The organism is Brevundimonas diminuta (assembly GCF_039673845.1).
GTDB classification, from domain to species: domain Bacteria; phylum Pseudomonadota; class Alphaproteobacteria; order Caulobacterales; family Caulobacteraceae; genus Brevundimonas; species Brevundimonas diminuta_E.
In genome coordinates this window covers 133454-147534 of the sequence record NZ_JBDJMK010000005.1, presented here as the reverse complement: position 1 = coordinate 147534, position 14081 = coordinate 133454, and the positions used below count along the sequence as shown (strand labels likewise).

The window sequence follows — 14081 nt, the reverse complement described above, 5'->3', positions numbered from 1 at the left end:
CGCTGAAAAAGAAGCGGCGCGGACACTAGCGCCAGCCCCGGCGGGGTCAACCGCCACAGTCCATATAGGCCCTGATCCCGGCGGGGGCCATGCCGGCGAAAGCAAAAGGCCGGGCGTCGCCGCCCGGCCTTCCGTTTTCAGCCGATCAGTTCAGCTGCTCAGGAACCGATCAGTATTTGAAGCGAACGCCCATGAAGACGTTGTAGCCGAACTTCTCATACTCATAGGTCCGCTCGCGCGAGCCATAGTAGCGGACGCCCGCCGTGTCGGTCAGGTTCTTGGCCTCGCCGAACACCTCGACCCCGTTGCCGAAGTCGTAGGAGGCGGTGAAGTCCAGCTGGCCGCGCCCCTCGACCCACAGGTCCATGCCGGGGTTCTTGGCGTCGATCGCCTCCAGATAGTCGCCGCGATGGGTGTAGGACACCCGCGCGCTGAGGCCGCTGCGCTCATAGAAGAGGGCGAGGTTATAGGTCGCATCCGACTGGCCCGGCAGGGTGAAGCGGTCGCGCCCGCCATAGGTCCCGCTGGTTTTGATCTCGGCGTCCGTCAGGGTGTAGTTGGCGAAGACGCCGAAACCGGACGCCCATCCCGGCAGGAAGCCGAAGGTCTGCTGCCAGTTGAACTCAATGCCCATCAGATGGCCGTCCGGCGCGTTCAGGGCCTCGGTGATGGACGCCACGCCCGACGGCGACGGGGCATAGGGCGCCCCCTCCGTGATCAGGGTGAAGCGGTAGTTCGACAGATCCTTGTAGAAGGCGTTGGCCGACACCACGCCCAGCGGACGCAGATAATACTCCAGCCCCGCGTCGATGTTGTTCGACAGGGTCGGCTTCAGGTCGGGATTGCCGCGCGACACCGTGGTGCGGCCGCTGTCGGTGGTGTCCAGAACACGCGGAACGATGTCCTTGTAGTCCGGCCGCGAGATCGCCCGCGTCAGGGCGAAGCGGCCGACCAGTTGGTCGCTGAAGCTGTGGCGCAGCGTCAGATTGGGGAAGAAATCGGTCTGGTCGCGCTGGACCGTGACCTTCACCGGATCGCCCTTGTTCGGAACATTGAGCGCCGAACCCTCGAAATCCGTCTTCTCGACACGCAGGCCGACCAGGACATTGGTCGCGCCGACGTCGAAACGCGCCTGACCATAGGCCGCCAGCACGTCTTCATTGGCGGTGTAGTCGGCCGTGATCGACTGCGGGACGCGGCGCACCCCGGCGGCCGGATCCGGATTGGTCGACGTCGCGCGGATACGCTCGAAATAATCCGCGACCTGACCGTGATCCAGCTTGAAGCCCAGCCGGTAGTCATAGTTCTGGGACTCGCTGCCCGACAGCAGCGGCCCCATCGCCCCGGGGCTGACGGCGGCGTTGCGATCACGGAAGCGTTCTTCATCCGCCTCCACGTCGCGGGTGCTGTATTTGGCGCCGAACTTCAGCGTCACTTCGCGACCGGCGATGATGGTCGGCAGCTCATAGTTCGTCCTGAACGCCACATCCTCCTGCGTGGTCGAGTTCGAGCGGAAGGTGTTCTCGCGGAAGTCGTAATTGGCGGCGTTCAGATAATAGCCGCTCGGATCAGCAAAGGCCGAATATGTCGGCTGATAGTGGTCGCTGGTGTCATAGCTCAGCGTCTGCTTGCCGGACCGGAAGACCAGTTCATCGCGGTGCGGATAGGTCTGCTCGCTCCTGGCCCACGACAGGGTCGCATCCCACACGGCGCCGTTGCCGAAGGTGCGTTCCATCCCCGTGTTCAGCGTCGTGATCTGGTTGTTCTGGGTGCGGTGACGCAGGGCCTTATAGATGCGCGCATCTTTGAAGGTCGCCGAATGATCGGTCGCGCCCGCCTGAACCTCGCCGTCCGAATAGCCGAACCGCAGGGTGTCGCGATATTCGTCGTCCTCGAACTCGGCGTGTGAGCCCCGCAGCCAGGCGCGCACGGCGTCGTTGGGGCGCCATTCCAGAGCGCCGGTCAGGGCCTGACGCGTGCGCTTGGTCTCATAGTCCTTGAACAGCGTCTCTTCGATCAGATAGCGCCCGGTATCTTCGTCAAAGACCCAGGCGTTCTCGACGTTGTCGGGGCGACGGTTGGTTTCCGAATAGCTGAGCGACAGCAGGGCGCCGAAGGTCTGGTCCGGGCCGAAGACGTTGGAGATGGTCGCGCCCGCCCGCGTGTCCGAGCCGCCGTAGTCGTTATAGCTGCCGCCCGCATAGCCGCTGACCGCCAGACGGCGCTTGTCGAAGGGCGAGCGGGTCTTGATCTCGACCGCGCCGGCGATGGAGTCCGCATCCTGGGTCGGGGTCAGGGTCTTGGACACCTCGACCGTCGAGACGATGTCGCTGGGCAGGGTGTCCAGATCGACGGCGCGGGTCGTCGGGCTGACCGCAGGAATAGCCACGCCGTCCACGGAAATGGCGGTGAAGGACGACGGCGCGCCGCGCACGTTGATATAGCGGCCCTCGCCCTGATCGCGCTGGATAGCGATGCCCTGCACCCGCTGCAGCGATTCCGCCACGTTCGGGTCGGGATAGCGGCCGATGGCGTCGGCCGACAGGATGTTGACGGTGCCGTCCGCATTCTTCTGCTGGTTCAGCGAGCGGGCCACGCCATCGGTGATGACGCCGTTGACGACGACATCGGCCACGGCGACCGCGTCGCCCGATCCCATCATGACAGTAACCGAAGTCAGGCGCCCCGGCGCGGCGGCGACCGTCTGCGTCGCGGTCGGCAGGCCGATGTAGCGGGCCTCAAGCGTCACCTGACCCGAGACGCCGCCCAGGTTGAACTCGCCCTGGCTGTTGCTGACGGCGCGGCGGCCGCTGGCGCGGTCGATGATCTCGACGCCCGGCAGAGGCGAGCCGTCGGCGCTGACGACGCGGCCGACCAGACCGTCGCCCGCCACGGCGGCTACGGCGGCGGGAGCCGCGTCCACATCAGCCGCCACATCAGCCGCCTGGGCGGCCACGGCGAAAATAAGCGGCAGGCTGGCCGCGCTGAGAAGAAGTCCGAGCTTCATGTGCTTGTCCCCGACGCCCGGCGCCGCATCTGGCGCTCCGGTTCTGGCGGGGATGGCTAATGTGCAGCGGCGACGCGGTAGCGACGGTTTGACGAAAAGGAATCTGCGCGCGGAACACGGAACCGCGACAGTTGATCCCAGCCCGGATCATTCGTCTGCGATGGTGGGCGCAAAAGGAAACGGGGCCCGACCTTGCGGCCGGACCCCGTTTTCCCTTTCGACTGGAGCGGGCGAGGCGATTCGAACGCCCGACCCTCACCTTGGCAAGGTGATGCTCTACCCCTGAGCTACGCCCGCACTCCGTTGGGAGCGATGTGCTGCTCCCCGTCGAGGAAGGGGCGTATAGCGGACACGCTTCGGATCGCGCAAGCCCCTTTTTCGATTTTCGACCAATCCGCTGATCTTTTTCGAATAGTCCTGAAACTCCACACGAAAACGGCCCCCGAAACGCCCGCAAGGACGCCTCGGAGGCCGCTTCAAAAACAGAGCCGCCAGTTCCTTATGCGCCCAGCCCGCTCAAGCAGCGAGCCGCCGCGCGGCGAGCGTTAGCGGCCTTCCCCTCCTCGCCTTAGCGAGGCGCCAGGCGGATCGCTCCGTCCAGACGGATGCACTCGCCGTTGATGTAGACGTTCTCGGCCAGATGCAGGGCCAGTGCGGCGTAGTCCGCAGGCGTGCCGAGGCGGCTGGGGAAGGGGATGGCGGCGGCCAGACTGTCCTGAACCTTCTGGTCCATGCCGGCCATCATCGGCGTCCACATGATGCCGGGCAGGATGGTGTTCACCCGCACGCCTTCCTGCGCCAGGTCGCGCGCGACCGGCAGGGTCATGGCGTAGACGCCGCCCTTGGACGCCGAATAGGCCGCCTGGCCGATCTGGCCGTCCTGAGCCGCCACCGAGGCGGTGTTGACGATCAGGCCGCGCTCGCCGTCTTCCATCGGCTCCAGCGTCACCATGCCCGCCGCCGACTGCGACAGGACGCGGAAGGTGCCGAACAGGTTGATCGAGACGGTGCGCTCGAACTGGGCCATGTCGTGGGCGCGGATCTCGCCGGTGTCGCGCTTGCGGCTGACGGTCTTCTGGCCTGTGGCGATCCCGGCGCAGTTGACGGTCAGACGCTCCTGCCCGTGGGCGGCGCGGGCCTTGGCGAAGCCGGCGGCGACGCTCTCGTCCGAGGTCACGTCGACCTTGCAGAAGACGCCGCCGATTTCCTTGGCGATGACCTCGCCCTTTTCCTCGTTCAGGTCGAACAGGGCGACCTTGACGCCCTTGGCCGCCAGGGCGCGCGCCGTGCCTTCGCCGAGGCCCGAAGCCCCGCCCGTCACCACCGCCGCGATCGAAGCGTCGAGTTTCATGGAAGTCGTCCCTATATTCGATTGAACCGAGTGCTCACGCGAGGATTTAGCGGTCATGACCGCAAAGACCAATGGAATGTCGCCCGAAGACGCCATCAATCCTGAGAAGGCGCTGCTTCCCTCTGTCCAGAAGGTGAATGAGGTCCGCGTGCGCAAGGGCTTCTGGCCCAAGATGCGCCGCACCGCCGCCCGCATCCCCTTCGCCGATCAGGCCGTCGCGGCCTGGTATGCGGCCCAGGATCCCAAGACGCCGCTGGCGGCCAAAGGGCTGATCCTGGGCGCGCTGGCCTATTTCGTCATGCCGTTCGACGCCATTCCCGACGTCTTTGTCGGCATCGGCTTCACCGACGACGCAGCGGTCCTCGCCGCCGTGCTGGCCACTCTCGGCGCCCACCTCAAGCCCCGCCACCATGAACTGGCCGCGCAGGCGTTGAAGCGGCTGCGAGAGGAAGAGGAATAGGTCCTTCTCCCACAAGGGGAGAAGGACACTGCGATCAATCCTCGACCTTCACGACGATCTTACCGATGGCGGTGCGGTCGCTGAGGGCCTGGATGGCTTCGTGTGCGCGTTCCAGCGGGAAGGTGCGGCTGACGCGGGGCTTGATCTTGCCCTCGGTGTAGAGCTGCATCAGTTCGGCCATGTTGGCGGCGTGGCCTTGCGGGTCGCGCGCCACGGCGGCGCCCCAGAAGACGCCGACCACCGACACCGACTTCAACAGTGTCAGGTTCAGCGGCAGGGATGGAATCCCAGCCGGGAAGCCCACCACCAGATAGCGGCCGTTCCAGTCCATCGCGCGCAGGGCCGGTTCGGCGTAGTCGCCGCCGACGCCGTCGAACACCACATCGGCGCCGTCGCGGCCGGTCGACAGTTTGAACTCGCCCGACAGCTCTTTCTGGGCCGCCTTGTCCATCGGGCCGGAGGGGTAGATCAGGCCGTTGTCGGCGCCCAGCTCCAGCGCGAACTCGACCTTGTCGTTGGTCGAGGCGGCGGCGACCACGCGCGCGCCCATCGCCTTGCCCAGTTCGACGGCGGCGGCGCCGACGCCGCCCGCCGCGCCCAGCACCAGCAGGGTCTCGCCCGGCTGAAGCTGCGCCCGGTCCTTCAGGGCGTAGTAGCTGGTGCCGTAGGTCATGATGAAGGCGGCGGCGGTCTCATAATCCATGCCGTCGGGAATGGGGATCAGGGTCTCGGCCCTGACCTTCAGCCGCTCGACCATGCCGCCCCAGCCGGGCACGGCAACGACGCGATCGCCCCGGAACACGCCCTTTACGCCCTCGCCGACGGCGTCGACCACGCCTGCGACCTCGGCGCCCGGCGCAAACGGGCGCTCGGGCCTGAACTGGTATTTGTCGGCGATGATCAGGGCGTCCGGATAGTTGACGCCCACCGCCTTGACCTCGATCACCACCTCGCCCGGTCCGGGCGTGGGGTCCATGATCTCCTCGACGACAAGCGATTCCGGGCCGCCGGGGGCCTTGGACAGGACTGCGCGCATAGGAACTCTTTTCAGCTATCCCCCATCGGCCTTGGCGCCGACACGATCACGACGCTAATCAGCGCACGGCCGGATGCAAAGAGGCCAAACGAGGCAAGGAGACGATCATGGCGAAAACCGCCCTTATCCTTCATGGCGGCGCGGGCGCCCGGCGCGAGCGCAACTATGACGCCGAGGTGGTGCACATGCGCGAGGTCGTCGAAGCCATGAAGGCGCGGCTGGACGCCGGGGCCTCGGCGCTGGATGTGGCGGTCGAGGCGGTGGTCATGCTGGAGGATTCAGGCCTCTATGTCGCCGGGCGCGGCGCCTCGCCCAATCTGGCGGGCGACTATGAGCTGGACGCCAGCATCATGGACAGCGTGACAGGCAAGGCCGGAGCCGTCGCGGCCCTGCAGGGCTTCCGCAACCCGGTCGTCGCCGCCCGCGCGGTGATGGACCGCACCCCCCACGTCATGCTGGCCGGGAACGGCGCCGCCCGCTTCGCCGACGAACAGGGTCTGGCGCGGATCGAAGACCCAGAGGCCTGGTACACCCGCGCCGGCACGGGCGAGGACAACCATCCGCCCGGCGGCCTGAGCCACGGCACCGTCGGCTGCTGCGTGCTGGATAGCCAGGGCCGTCTGGCCGCCGCCACCTCGACGGCGGGCGTGTTCGGCAAGATGCCGGGCCGTGTCGGCGACACCCCCATCCCCGCCGCCGGAACCTGGGCCGACGAGCACGCCGCCGTCTCCTGCACCGGACAGGGCGAGTATTTCATCCGCGTCGCCGCCGCCGCGCGGACGGCCTTCGGCGTCGCCGCCGGTCAGTCGCTGGCCGAGGCGTCGCAGGCTGTCATCGACCGCATCGGCGCCCTGGGCGGAGACGGCGGCCTGATCGCTCTGGATCGCGAAGGGAACATCGCCCAGCCCTACAACAGTCAGGGCATGAAGCGCGCCTGGCTGGCGACCGACGGCAGGGTCGGCGTCGAGGTGTTCGGGCGGTAGGGGTTTGCTCGCTGAAGCGAGAGAGCAGGAATGGGAGATAGCTACGTCAAACTGCCCGGTGACGCCGCCCGCCATGCGGGTTAGCGTGCCGTCATGAACTACAAGCCCCTGTTCTCGCGCGCGCTGGGCCTCGACCCGGAACGCCTGCATTTCGCCGCTCACAGCCATCACCTGTGGCCCGACGCCAGCTTCGACGGTCAGGTTCAGGCCTGGGCCGAGGCCAACCGTTTCGCCGACCGCAAATGGGATCTGGTCTTCGGCGACGTCGTGCCCGAGGCGCAGGGCCACGTCGCCCGCGAACTGAACCTGCCCTCGCCCGACAGCCTGATCTTCGCGCCCAATACGCATGAAATCCTGCTGCGCATCGTCTCGGCCATCGACACGGCGGGGCCGGTGCGCATCCTGGCCACCGACGGAGAGTTCCACTCCTTCCGCCGCCAGTCGGAGCGTTGGGAAGAAGCCGGCCAGGTTGTCGTCACCCGCATCCCGCTGGCCCCGTTCGACACCTTCGCCGATCGCTTCGTCGCGGCGGCCAGGGCAGGCGGCCACGATCTGATCTTCGTCAGTCAGGTCTTCTTCCGCACCGGCGGCCTGTTCGAGCGCATCGCCGAACTGGCGGAACTGGCCGATCCGGCCGGGCCCTGGGTGGTGGTCGACGGCTATCACGGCTTCATGGCGACGCCGACCGATCTGTCAGCCGTGGCGGACAGGATCTTCTATCTGGCGGGCGGCTATAAATACGCCATGGCGGGCGAAGGCGCCTGCTTCCTGCACGCCCCGCCCGGCTTCGGCCCGCGCCCGGTCGTGACCGGCTGGTTCGCCGAGTTCGGCCATCTGGAAGGCCCGCCCGGCGGCGTTCAATACCGCACCGACGGCGGCCGGTTCTGGGGCGCCACCTTCGACGCCAGCGCCCTTTACCGCTTCAACGCCGTGCGCCGGATGCTGGACCAGCACGACCTGACCACGGCGATGATCGCCGATCACGCGCGCGGTCTTCAGGCCCGTTTCCAGACGGCGATCCGATCAAACGAGGCCGGGGCGCTGGCGCAGGCCGAGATCCTGAACCCGGTCGAGGGGACGGCGCCGCGCGCGCGTTTTCTGGCGCTGCGCCACGCTGACGCCCCGCGCTGGAAGGCGGCGCTTCAGGACATGAACGTCATCGCCGACGTGCGCGACGACGTGATCCGCTTCGGCTTCAGCCTGTATCAGAGCGAGGACGACGTGGAGAAGCTGATCCACGCCTGCGCCCGGCTGGACTGAGGCTTCAGAAGAACAGGCTGTCGGCGTCGCGTCGCGCCTGAGGCGGGTCCGTGCGCCGGGGCGATGAAGGGCGCGCGCCCGGCGCTCGTGCAGGCGCAGGCGTTGTCTTCGCCTGTTTCTCCGCAGGCGTCGGATCCCCCGGCAGGGAGGGCGGCGGCGTGGTGCGCTCGGGCAGCGCGGGCGCCTTCGCCGGTTCCGCCGAGGCCTTTGGCTGTTCCGGCCTCTGCGACTCTGCCTTTTCCGGCGGGCCGAGACGGGGATAGGGCGCGCCGCCCTGTCCGGCCGCCGGACGGCGCGACGACGGCGCTTTCACGTCCGGCGTATCGGGAGCCGCCTGCGGCCCGGCCAGCAGCAGACGCGCCTGCGCCCGCGCGCGGGGGTGGTCGCAGCGGCACAGCATCAGCCCCCCCGGTCCCCGCCAGATCAACAAGGGGCGACGCGGCGGCTCGGCCCAGCGCCCGGCCAGACGTTCGATCTCGCGGACCAGTTCAGCATCATCGGACGGCACAGGCCGTAATTCGCGCCCCTGCGCCTCCAGTTCGGGCGCGACGCCCGCCAGCCACTTTGCGCCCGCCCCTGCCGGGTCATGCACATAGACCGGCTCAAGTCCGAAGGCCGTCGGTCCCGCCGCCGCCTGCAGCCGCGCCTCAAGATCTTCCGACGGCGCAAGACGCTGGGGCTCATGCCGCGCCACGGCCAGCCACCAGGCAGCCAGCGCCACGCCCAGCATCAACAGGCCCAGAACGGCGCCGATCAGCGTCCCCAGCAGGATGCGCGGCAGATGAGGGGAAACGGCGTTCGACGTCATCGTCCGTCAGGACTAGCACCGAACCGCCGCGCGGCAAGCCCCGGCGCGCTCAGACCGCCAGATCGAACAGGGCGTCGCGCGTGATCTCGGCGTGGGTCATGGGGAACAGATGCCCGCCGCCCGCGACCGTCTCCACCTGCACGCGGGATCGGCGCGATGAGGGCGCGACCGCACACAGACTGCCCGTCTCGCCCTTCAGGATGCGCACCGCGCCCGGATAGCGGGCCAGCGCCCGCCACGGATCATGCGCCTGTGCGGCATAGTTAGAGGCCTCCCACGCCGGGGCGCAGGTCAGCTCCAGCCCTCTGTCCGTCTCGGTCAGCCCGTCGGCCAGATAGTCGGCCAGCATCATGTCGGACCAGCCCTTGAAGGCGCCGCGTCCGCGATAGGCGGCCAGCGCCTGCTCGCGGCTGTCGAACACCGCACGGCGCTTCAGCGTCTGCGAAACAATAGGCAAGCCGCGCAAGGCGAGCTCCGACAACGGCAGCCTCAACGCCATCACCATGGAGCGCGGCCAGATGACCGGGTCCATCAGCAGCAGGCGCGACACCCGGTCCGGCCGTTCTGCGGCGGCCAGCAGGCCGCTGGTCCCGCCGATGGAATGACCGGCCAGGGCGACGGGCGGACCGTTGATCGCCTGCAACAGGGCGATCAGGTCGTCGCGATGATCTTTCCAGCTGCGATGACCATGCGGCGTGGCGGGCAGGCGTGTCGCGCCGTGGCCGCGCAGGTCCGGCGCCCAGATGCGCAGGGCGCTGGACAGGGGCTGCAGCAGGGTGCGGTAGGTGCGGGCGTTGAAGCCGTTGGCGTGGACGAAGACCAGATCGACCGGGCGCTCCGGATCGCCGAAGTCGAGGACCGCCATCTCGCCCGCGCCCCAGCGGTTGTCGATGGGGACGCTGATCCGGCGCGGCGCCGACAGGGCCAGGGCGTCCATCGGCTTCAGGCCGCCACGCGACAGGCCGGACAGCGGCCATGCCCTTCTATGGTGGTGCGTTCAATGGCGTAACCCGCCCCGGCGGCGGCGCGGGCGAAAGCGTCGCCGCCCTGAACCGCCACCTCTTCAGCGGCGCCGCAGCAGTCGCAGATCAGAAAGGCCGCCGCATGGCCCTGATCCTCGCCCAGCGCATCGGCGGTGCAGGCGACATAGGCGCTGATGGAGGCGATTCGGTGCGCCAGTCCCCGGCGCTCCAAAAAGTCCAGCGCGCGATAGACCGTCGGGGGCTTGGCCGCCTGTCCATCCACCCCATAGCGGGCGATCAGATCATAGGCCTTCACCGGCTCGCCCGCGGCCAGCAGCAGTTCAAGCACGCGGCGACGCGGGGCGGTCATGCGCTCGCCGTCGGCGGCGCAGCGCGCCTCGACCGCCGTCAGGGCGCGTTCCACCTCGGCGGCGTCCGGCCCTCCGTGGACGTGTTCATGATCGCAAGCGAGACCCATGAACTACAGCTAGGTGTTCGGGATGAAGGCTGCAACCACATCCGTCGTCGCACCCGCCCGTCTGCGGGCGAGGCCTGTGCGTCATTGATCGAACACCGGCGTTTGCGGCAGCTCCGACCATGGGCTAGAAGAACCGACCTTTCTGTTCAGAAGATCCGACCATTCATGACCGACGCGACCCAAGCGAACAGCCCCCTGTCGGGCAACGTCCTGTTCTATTCCCAGCCCGAGCCCCTGTCGGCCGAGGCCCACGGCAAGCTGGGCGTGACCCCGGCGGACAAGCCCTACGCCTTTGTGGCCCAGACCAATGTCGTGCCGCTGACGGTGACCGAGTTCGCCCCGGCCGCCCTGACCTATCCGATCATCTTCGTCGGCGAAGCCAAGCAGCCGGTCGCGGCCATGGGCCTGAACGCCGGTGAGAACCTGTTCATCGAGGACGGCGACTTCCGCCCCGACGCCTATATCCCGGCCTATGTGCGCCGCTATCCGTTCGTCTTCGCCAATGACGACGAGCAAAAGCGTCTGGTCCTGTGCATCGACCGCGCCGCCCCCTTCGTGGTCGAAGGCGGCGAGACGCCCCTGTTCGAAAACGGCCAGCCCAGCGGTTACGTCAACTTCGGCATGGAGTTCTGCAACAACTTCGAACAGGAGCGCGTGCGCACCGAGTCCTTCCTGGCCCTGCTGAAGGAACTGGACCTGTTTGAAGTGCGCGAGGCCAACTACACCCCGCGCAACGCCGACGGCTCGGCCGGAACGCCGCAGAAGATCGCCGAATACTTCGCCATCTCGGAAGACAAGCTGAAGGCCCTGCCGGCCGAGAAGCTGGTCGAACTGCGCGACAACGGCGCCCTGGGCCAGATCTACGCCCATCTGGTGTCGCTGCTGGGCTGGGACCGCCTGATCGCCGTGGCCCTGACCCGCGCCGCCAAGCAGCAACCGTCTGCCGCCAACGCCTGATCTTTTTCAGGGGCCTGACGCGCGTTCGCGCTGCTTGAGGCCCTCAAAATACCAACGGCAAACGCCCCGTCAGGACACTGGCGGGGCGTTTTTCTTATCCTTTTCCCCTTGCGGGAGAAGGTGGCCCGCCAGGCCAGATGAGGGGTCTCTCCGAAGTTTGACGCCGGCTGACAGTCAGGGGCGCAAAACCCCTCATCCGTCCGGCTTCGCCGTCCACCTTCTCCCACAAGGGGAGAGGGGGTGATGTTACGGGTTTGTTTCTCTTCAGATTTGTCCACGCTCAATGCCTGCTCAGAGCCTATCCAGCCTATGGAGAGTCAAGGACTTAGGCCCTGAGGCGACACAGACCCTGCACAGGGAGCCGCCCGGATGGCCTTTTTGATCGACCCCCAGGAATTGAAGCCTGGGCTCATTCTCTTCCGCCGTGCCGATGTTCAGCACCGCAACTGGTATTGCCGCATCAGGGTGCCCGGCTCGGACCGATACAAGACGGTCTCGCTTCGCACCGCCGACGTGACGACGGCCAGGGAGGCGGCCTTCGACGCCGACGCGGATCTGCGCTTTCGCGTGAAGCACGATGTCCCGGTATTCAACCGGACCTTTGCTCAGATCGCGAAGATGTACGCCGACCATCAGAAGGCCCGCTCTGAGGCCGGCGAGATCACCCACCATCGCTGGAAGGTCGTGGAATCCATCATTCGCGCCCAGATCAATCGCTACGTAGGCGCCAAGCAGATCGCCCACGTCTCGCACGACGACTTCCTGGGCTATCCCCTCTGGCGCCGCCAGAATGGGCAGGGGCGCGGCGGACGACCGGTGTCGGACGCCACCATCCGCTATGAGATATCCATCTTCCGGTCTGTCATCGCCTTCGCAGCGGGCAAGCGGTTCGTGCCGGAGAGCCATGTCTACAAGGGCAAGCTGCCGCTGGCGAAAGTGCGCAGAGATGCGTTCACGCCCGAGGAGTACCGCAAGCTCCACACCTTCGCGCGCAGCTGGATCAAGCGCGCCAGAACCAGGAAGTCCGAATGGCACCGTCAGCTCGCCTACAACTTCATTCTGATCATGTGCAACACGGGCATGCGTCCGGCCGAGGCCAAGAACCTCCGCTGGAGGGATGTGGCGATCCGGACCGATACCGACGGGCGGCGGATGGTCGTTCTTCACGTGCGGGGAAAGGACAAGTCGCGCCAGCTGGTCGCGGCCGGAAATGTCGCCGACTACCTGGAGCGAGTTCGCTCCCTGACAACCGATGAGACGGCGCCCGAGGGGGCCGTCTTCGTCAATGGCAAGGGTGATCCCGCAGCCACCCTCTATGCCGATCAGATCGAAGCGCTTCTTAGAGAAGCAGGCCTGCTTCTCAGCGCATCAGGATCGACGCGCTCGACCTATTGCTTTCGCCACACCTACGCGACCTTCCGCCTGACCGAAGGCGTCGACGTCTATTTCTTGTCCAAGCAGATGGGTACGTCAGTGAAGATGATCGAGGACCATTATGGCCACATCAACCCGGTGAGGAACGCCGCGCGCATATTGCAAGGTCTGCCGGGTTGGGAGGCCGTTTAGCGTCAACAGCGGACATCGCCTCGAAACCGAAAATCGAACATTCCACTCACAAAGAGCAGCAAACTCTTTCGGCGAACTTCATTTGCCTCTTGATCGCCCGGTGACGGAAACGCAACAATCGAAGCTGTGCGCTGGAGGGGTAGCCTTTGAAGAACTTAAAGATATTGCCGGCCACAACCTCGGCAGGTGAGGAGCACGGATCGAGTCTAACGGCCTTCATCTCTTCGATGACCGCCTATGCTGATGCACAGCCTTTATTCAAATGCTATCGAGGCCAGCGCGATGCCCGCTGGCCCAATATTCCGGGTCTGTTCCGTTCAGATCTGACCAGTCTGGCCGACAGTGAAAAGCGAGCAGTCCGAGACCTTGTTTCTGTCCATCCTGGCGAATTCGCCACCGACGAGACGATGTTTGACCGTCTGGTGCGGATGCAGCATTTCGGCTTGCCTACCCGTTTGATGGACGTGTCGCAGAACCCCCTAGTGGCCTTATATTTTGCTACCGATCCGGGCCCCGCTGGTGAAGAAAGCGACGGGGCGGTGACAGCCTTCGCCGTTCCCGAGGAGCGCGAAAAATATTTCGACAGCGACGCCATAAGTTGCCTTGCCAATTTGGCAAACATGACCGCGCGGGAAAAGGTAGAGATAGTCAGAATACGGCAGAATCGAGCAGCCGGAACCAAACTAAGCGCGGAAATCGCGCGGATAAATGACGAGCCTGTCTATCAACGCCTTCACCAGTTCATCCGCGCCGAGAAGCCACATTTCCTGCCGATCATCAACTCAATCGACCTTTTCAAACCGTATTATGTCCACCCGAAAATGAGCAATCGTCGGATACTATCTCAGGCAGGCGGCTTCATTATTTATGGTCTGACGCCCACGAAAAAGATCAATTTCGCTCATCCGATCACCGAGACAAAGTTCGTCATACCCAAGGACGCCAAGGGCCCATTGCGTAAGGCGCTCGAGTTGCTCGGCATATCGGACAGCACGCTCTTTCCAGAGCTGGATCGTGCGGCCAATCGAATTAAAGCGCGCTATTCGACCTAGTGGTGATCGGTTGGGCAGCGTGCCCCAAAGAGCGCGACGCTCCGGAACTGGAAACTCAGAGCCGAGCCGGCCAGGAGTCAGCCTCAGCTCTGCGACGGCCGTCAATCGTCAGCAGCGGACATTGAGCTCGACGCGCGAAGCAGACGTTTGCCCAGCTCACT

Annotated in this window: 12 protein-coding genes and 1 tRNA gene; 6 read left to right on the top strand and 7 right to left on the bottom strand. The window is 66.1% G+C overall.

The features are described from left to right. Nucleotides 1-169: 169 nt before the first annotated feature. The 3 genes from ABE454_RS06955 to ABE454_RS06945 all read right to left on the bottom strand — a co-directional run bounded on the left by ABE454_RS06955 (nucleotide 170) and on the right by ABE454_RS06945 (nucleotide 4358). Nucleotides 170-3007, bottom strand: coding sequence for a TonB-dependent receptor (locus tag ABE454_RS06955; protein WP_346530413.1), 2838 nt, complete (start codon nucleotides 3005-3007; stop codon nucleotides 170-172). A gap of 222 nt (nucleotides 3008-3229) precedes the next feature. Further along, nucleotides 3230-3304, bottom strand: a tRNA-Gly gene (locus ABE454_RS06950). Between the two features lie 271 nt (nucleotides 3305-3575). Continuing rightward, the gene (locus ABE454_RS06945) at nucleotides 3576-4358 is read right to left on the bottom strand and encodes an SDR family NAD(P)-dependent oxidoreductase (RefSeq protein WP_346530412.1); all 783 of its coding nucleotides are present in this window, start codon (nucleotides 4356-4358) and stop codon (nucleotides 3576-3578) included. Nucleotides 4359-4413: 55 nt separating this feature from the next. On the opposite strand from ABE454_RS06945, the gene ABE454_RS06940 reads away from it, so the two are divergent. After that, nucleotides 4414-4818 carry a YkvA family protein gene (locus ABE454_RS06940; RefSeq protein WP_346530411.1) on the top strand — a complete coding sequence of 135 codons (405 nt, stop codon included), beginning with the start codon at nucleotides 4414-4416 and terminating at the stop codon, nucleotides 4816-4818. Between the two features lie 34 nt (nucleotides 4819-4852). Here the strand turns inward: ABE454_RS06940 and ABE454_RS06935 are convergent, their stop codons facing one another. Next, nucleotides 4853-5854 carry an NADPH:quinone oxidoreductase family protein gene (locus tag ABE454_RS06935; protein ID WP_346530410.1) on the bottom strand — a complete coding sequence of 334 codons (1002 nt, stop codon included), beginning with the start codon at nucleotides 5852-5854 and terminating at the stop codon, nucleotides 4853-4855. Between the two features lie 107 nt (nucleotides 5855-5961). Here ABE454_RS06935 and ABE454_RS06930 point away from each other — a divergent pair, with 107 nt between their 5' ends. Both ABE454_RS06930 and ABE454_RS06925 read left to right on the top strand, forming a co-directional pair. Then, the gene (locus tag ABE454_RS06930; protein WP_346530408.1) at nucleotides 5962-6837 is read left to right on the top strand and encodes an isoaspartyl peptidase/L-asparaginase family protein; all 876 of its coding nucleotides are present in this window, start codon (nucleotides 5962-5964) and stop codon (nucleotides 6835-6837) included. 93 nt (nucleotides 6838-6930) lie between these two features. Further along, nucleotides 6931-8097 carry a class V aminotransferase gene (locus ABE454_RS06925; protein ID WP_346530407.1) on the top strand — a complete coding sequence of 389 codons (1167 nt, stop codon included), beginning with the start codon at nucleotides 6931-6933 and terminating at the stop codon, nucleotides 8095-8097. Nucleotides 8098-8101: 4 nt separating this feature from the next. Here ABE454_RS06925 and ABE454_RS06920 read toward each other — a convergent pair whose 3' ends face one another. The 3 genes from ABE454_RS06920 to ABE454_RS06910 are packed head-to-tail and all read right to left on the bottom strand — an operon-like array spanning nucleotide 8102 to nucleotide 10345. After that, a complete protein-coding gene (locus ABE454_RS06920) occupies nucleotides 8102-8905 on the bottom strand; it encodes a hypothetical protein (RefSeq protein WP_346530406.1) in 804 nt (267 codons plus the stop codon). 49 nt (nucleotides 8906-8954) lie between these two features. Continuing rightward, on the bottom strand, nucleotides 8955-9842 hold the full coding sequence (locus ABE454_RS06915; protein WP_346530403.1) for an alpha/beta hydrolase: 888 nt from the start codon (nucleotides 9840-9842) through the stop codon (nucleotides 8955-8957). A gap of 5 nt (nucleotides 9843-9847) precedes the next feature. Beyond that, nucleotides 9848-10345: a Fur family transcriptional regulator gene (locus tag ABE454_RS06910; RefSeq protein ID WP_346530402.1), complete on the bottom strand. Its 498-nt coding sequence runs from the start codon at nucleotides 10343-10345 to the stop codon at nucleotides 9848-9850. Nucleotides 10346-10510: 165 nt separating this feature from the next. Between ABE454_RS06910 and ABE454_RS06905 the strand changes: the two genes are divergently transcribed. The 3 genes from ABE454_RS06905 (at nucleotide 10511) to ABE454_RS06895 (ending at nucleotide 13920) form a co-directional block, all read left to right on the top strand. Next, nucleotides 10511-11302, top strand: a complete 792-nt coding sequence (locus ABE454_RS06905) for a SapC family protein (RefSeq protein WP_346530401.1) — start codon at nucleotides 10511-10513, stop codon at nucleotides 11300-11302. A gap of 369 nt (nucleotides 11303-11671) precedes the next feature. Beyond that, complete coding sequence (locus ABE454_RS06900) at nucleotides 11672-12868, top strand: tyrosine-type recombinase/integrase (protein ID WP_346530400.1); 1197 nt, start codon at nucleotides 11672-11674, stop codon at nucleotides 12866-12868. A gap of 146 nt (nucleotides 12869-13014) precedes the next feature. After that, entirely contained in the window at nucleotides 13015-13920 is a 906-nt protein-coding gene (locus ABE454_RS06895; protein ID WP_346530398.1) for an FRG domain-containing protein, read from the top strand. The last annotated feature ends 161 nt before the right edge of the window (nucleotides 13921-14081 follow it).

Coding starts and splice junctions, on each gene's coding strand:
- ABE454_RS06955 (WP_346530413.1), bottom strand. CDS start 3,007: ATGAAGCTCGGACTTCTTCTCAGCGCGGCCAGCCTGCCGCTTATTTTC.
- ABE454_RS06920 (WP_346530406.1), bottom strand. CDS start 8,905: ATGACGTCGAACGCCGTTTCCCCTCATCTGCCGCGCATCCTGCTGGGG.
- ABE454_RS06945 (WP_346530412.1), bottom strand. CDS start 4,358: ATGAAACTCGACGCTTCGATCGCGGCGGTGGTGACGGGCGGGGCTTCG.
- ABE454_RS06930 (WP_346530408.1), top strand. CDS start 5,962: ATGGCGAAAACCGCCCTTATCCTTCATGGCGGCGCGGGCGCCCGGCGC.
- ABE454_RS06905 (WP_346530401.1), top strand. CDS start 10,511: ATGACCGACGCGACCCAAGCGAACAGCCCCCTGTCGGGCAACGTCCTG.
- ABE454_RS06940 (WP_346530411.1), top strand. CDS start 4,414: ATGACCGCAAAGACCAATGGAATGTCGCCCGAAGACGCCATCAATCCT.
- ABE454_RS06900 (WP_346530400.1), top strand. CDS start 11,672: ATGGCCTTTTTGATCGACCCCCAGGAATTGAAGCCTGGGCTCATTCTC.
- ABE454_RS06935 (WP_346530410.1), bottom strand. CDS start 5,854: ATGCGCGCAGTCCTGTCCAAGGCCCCCGGCGGCCCGGAATCGCTTGTC.
- ABE454_RS06910 (WP_346530402.1), bottom strand. CDS start 10,345: ATGGGTCTCGCTTGCGATCATGAACACGTCCACGGAGGGCCGGACGCC.
- ABE454_RS06915 (WP_346530403.1), bottom strand. CDS start 9,842: ATGGACGCCCTGGCCCTGTCGGCGCCGCGCCGGATCAGCGTCCCCATC.
- ABE454_RS06925 (WP_346530407.1), top strand. CDS start 6,931: ATGAACTACAAGCCCCTGTTCTCGCGCGCGCTGGGCCTCGACCCGGAA.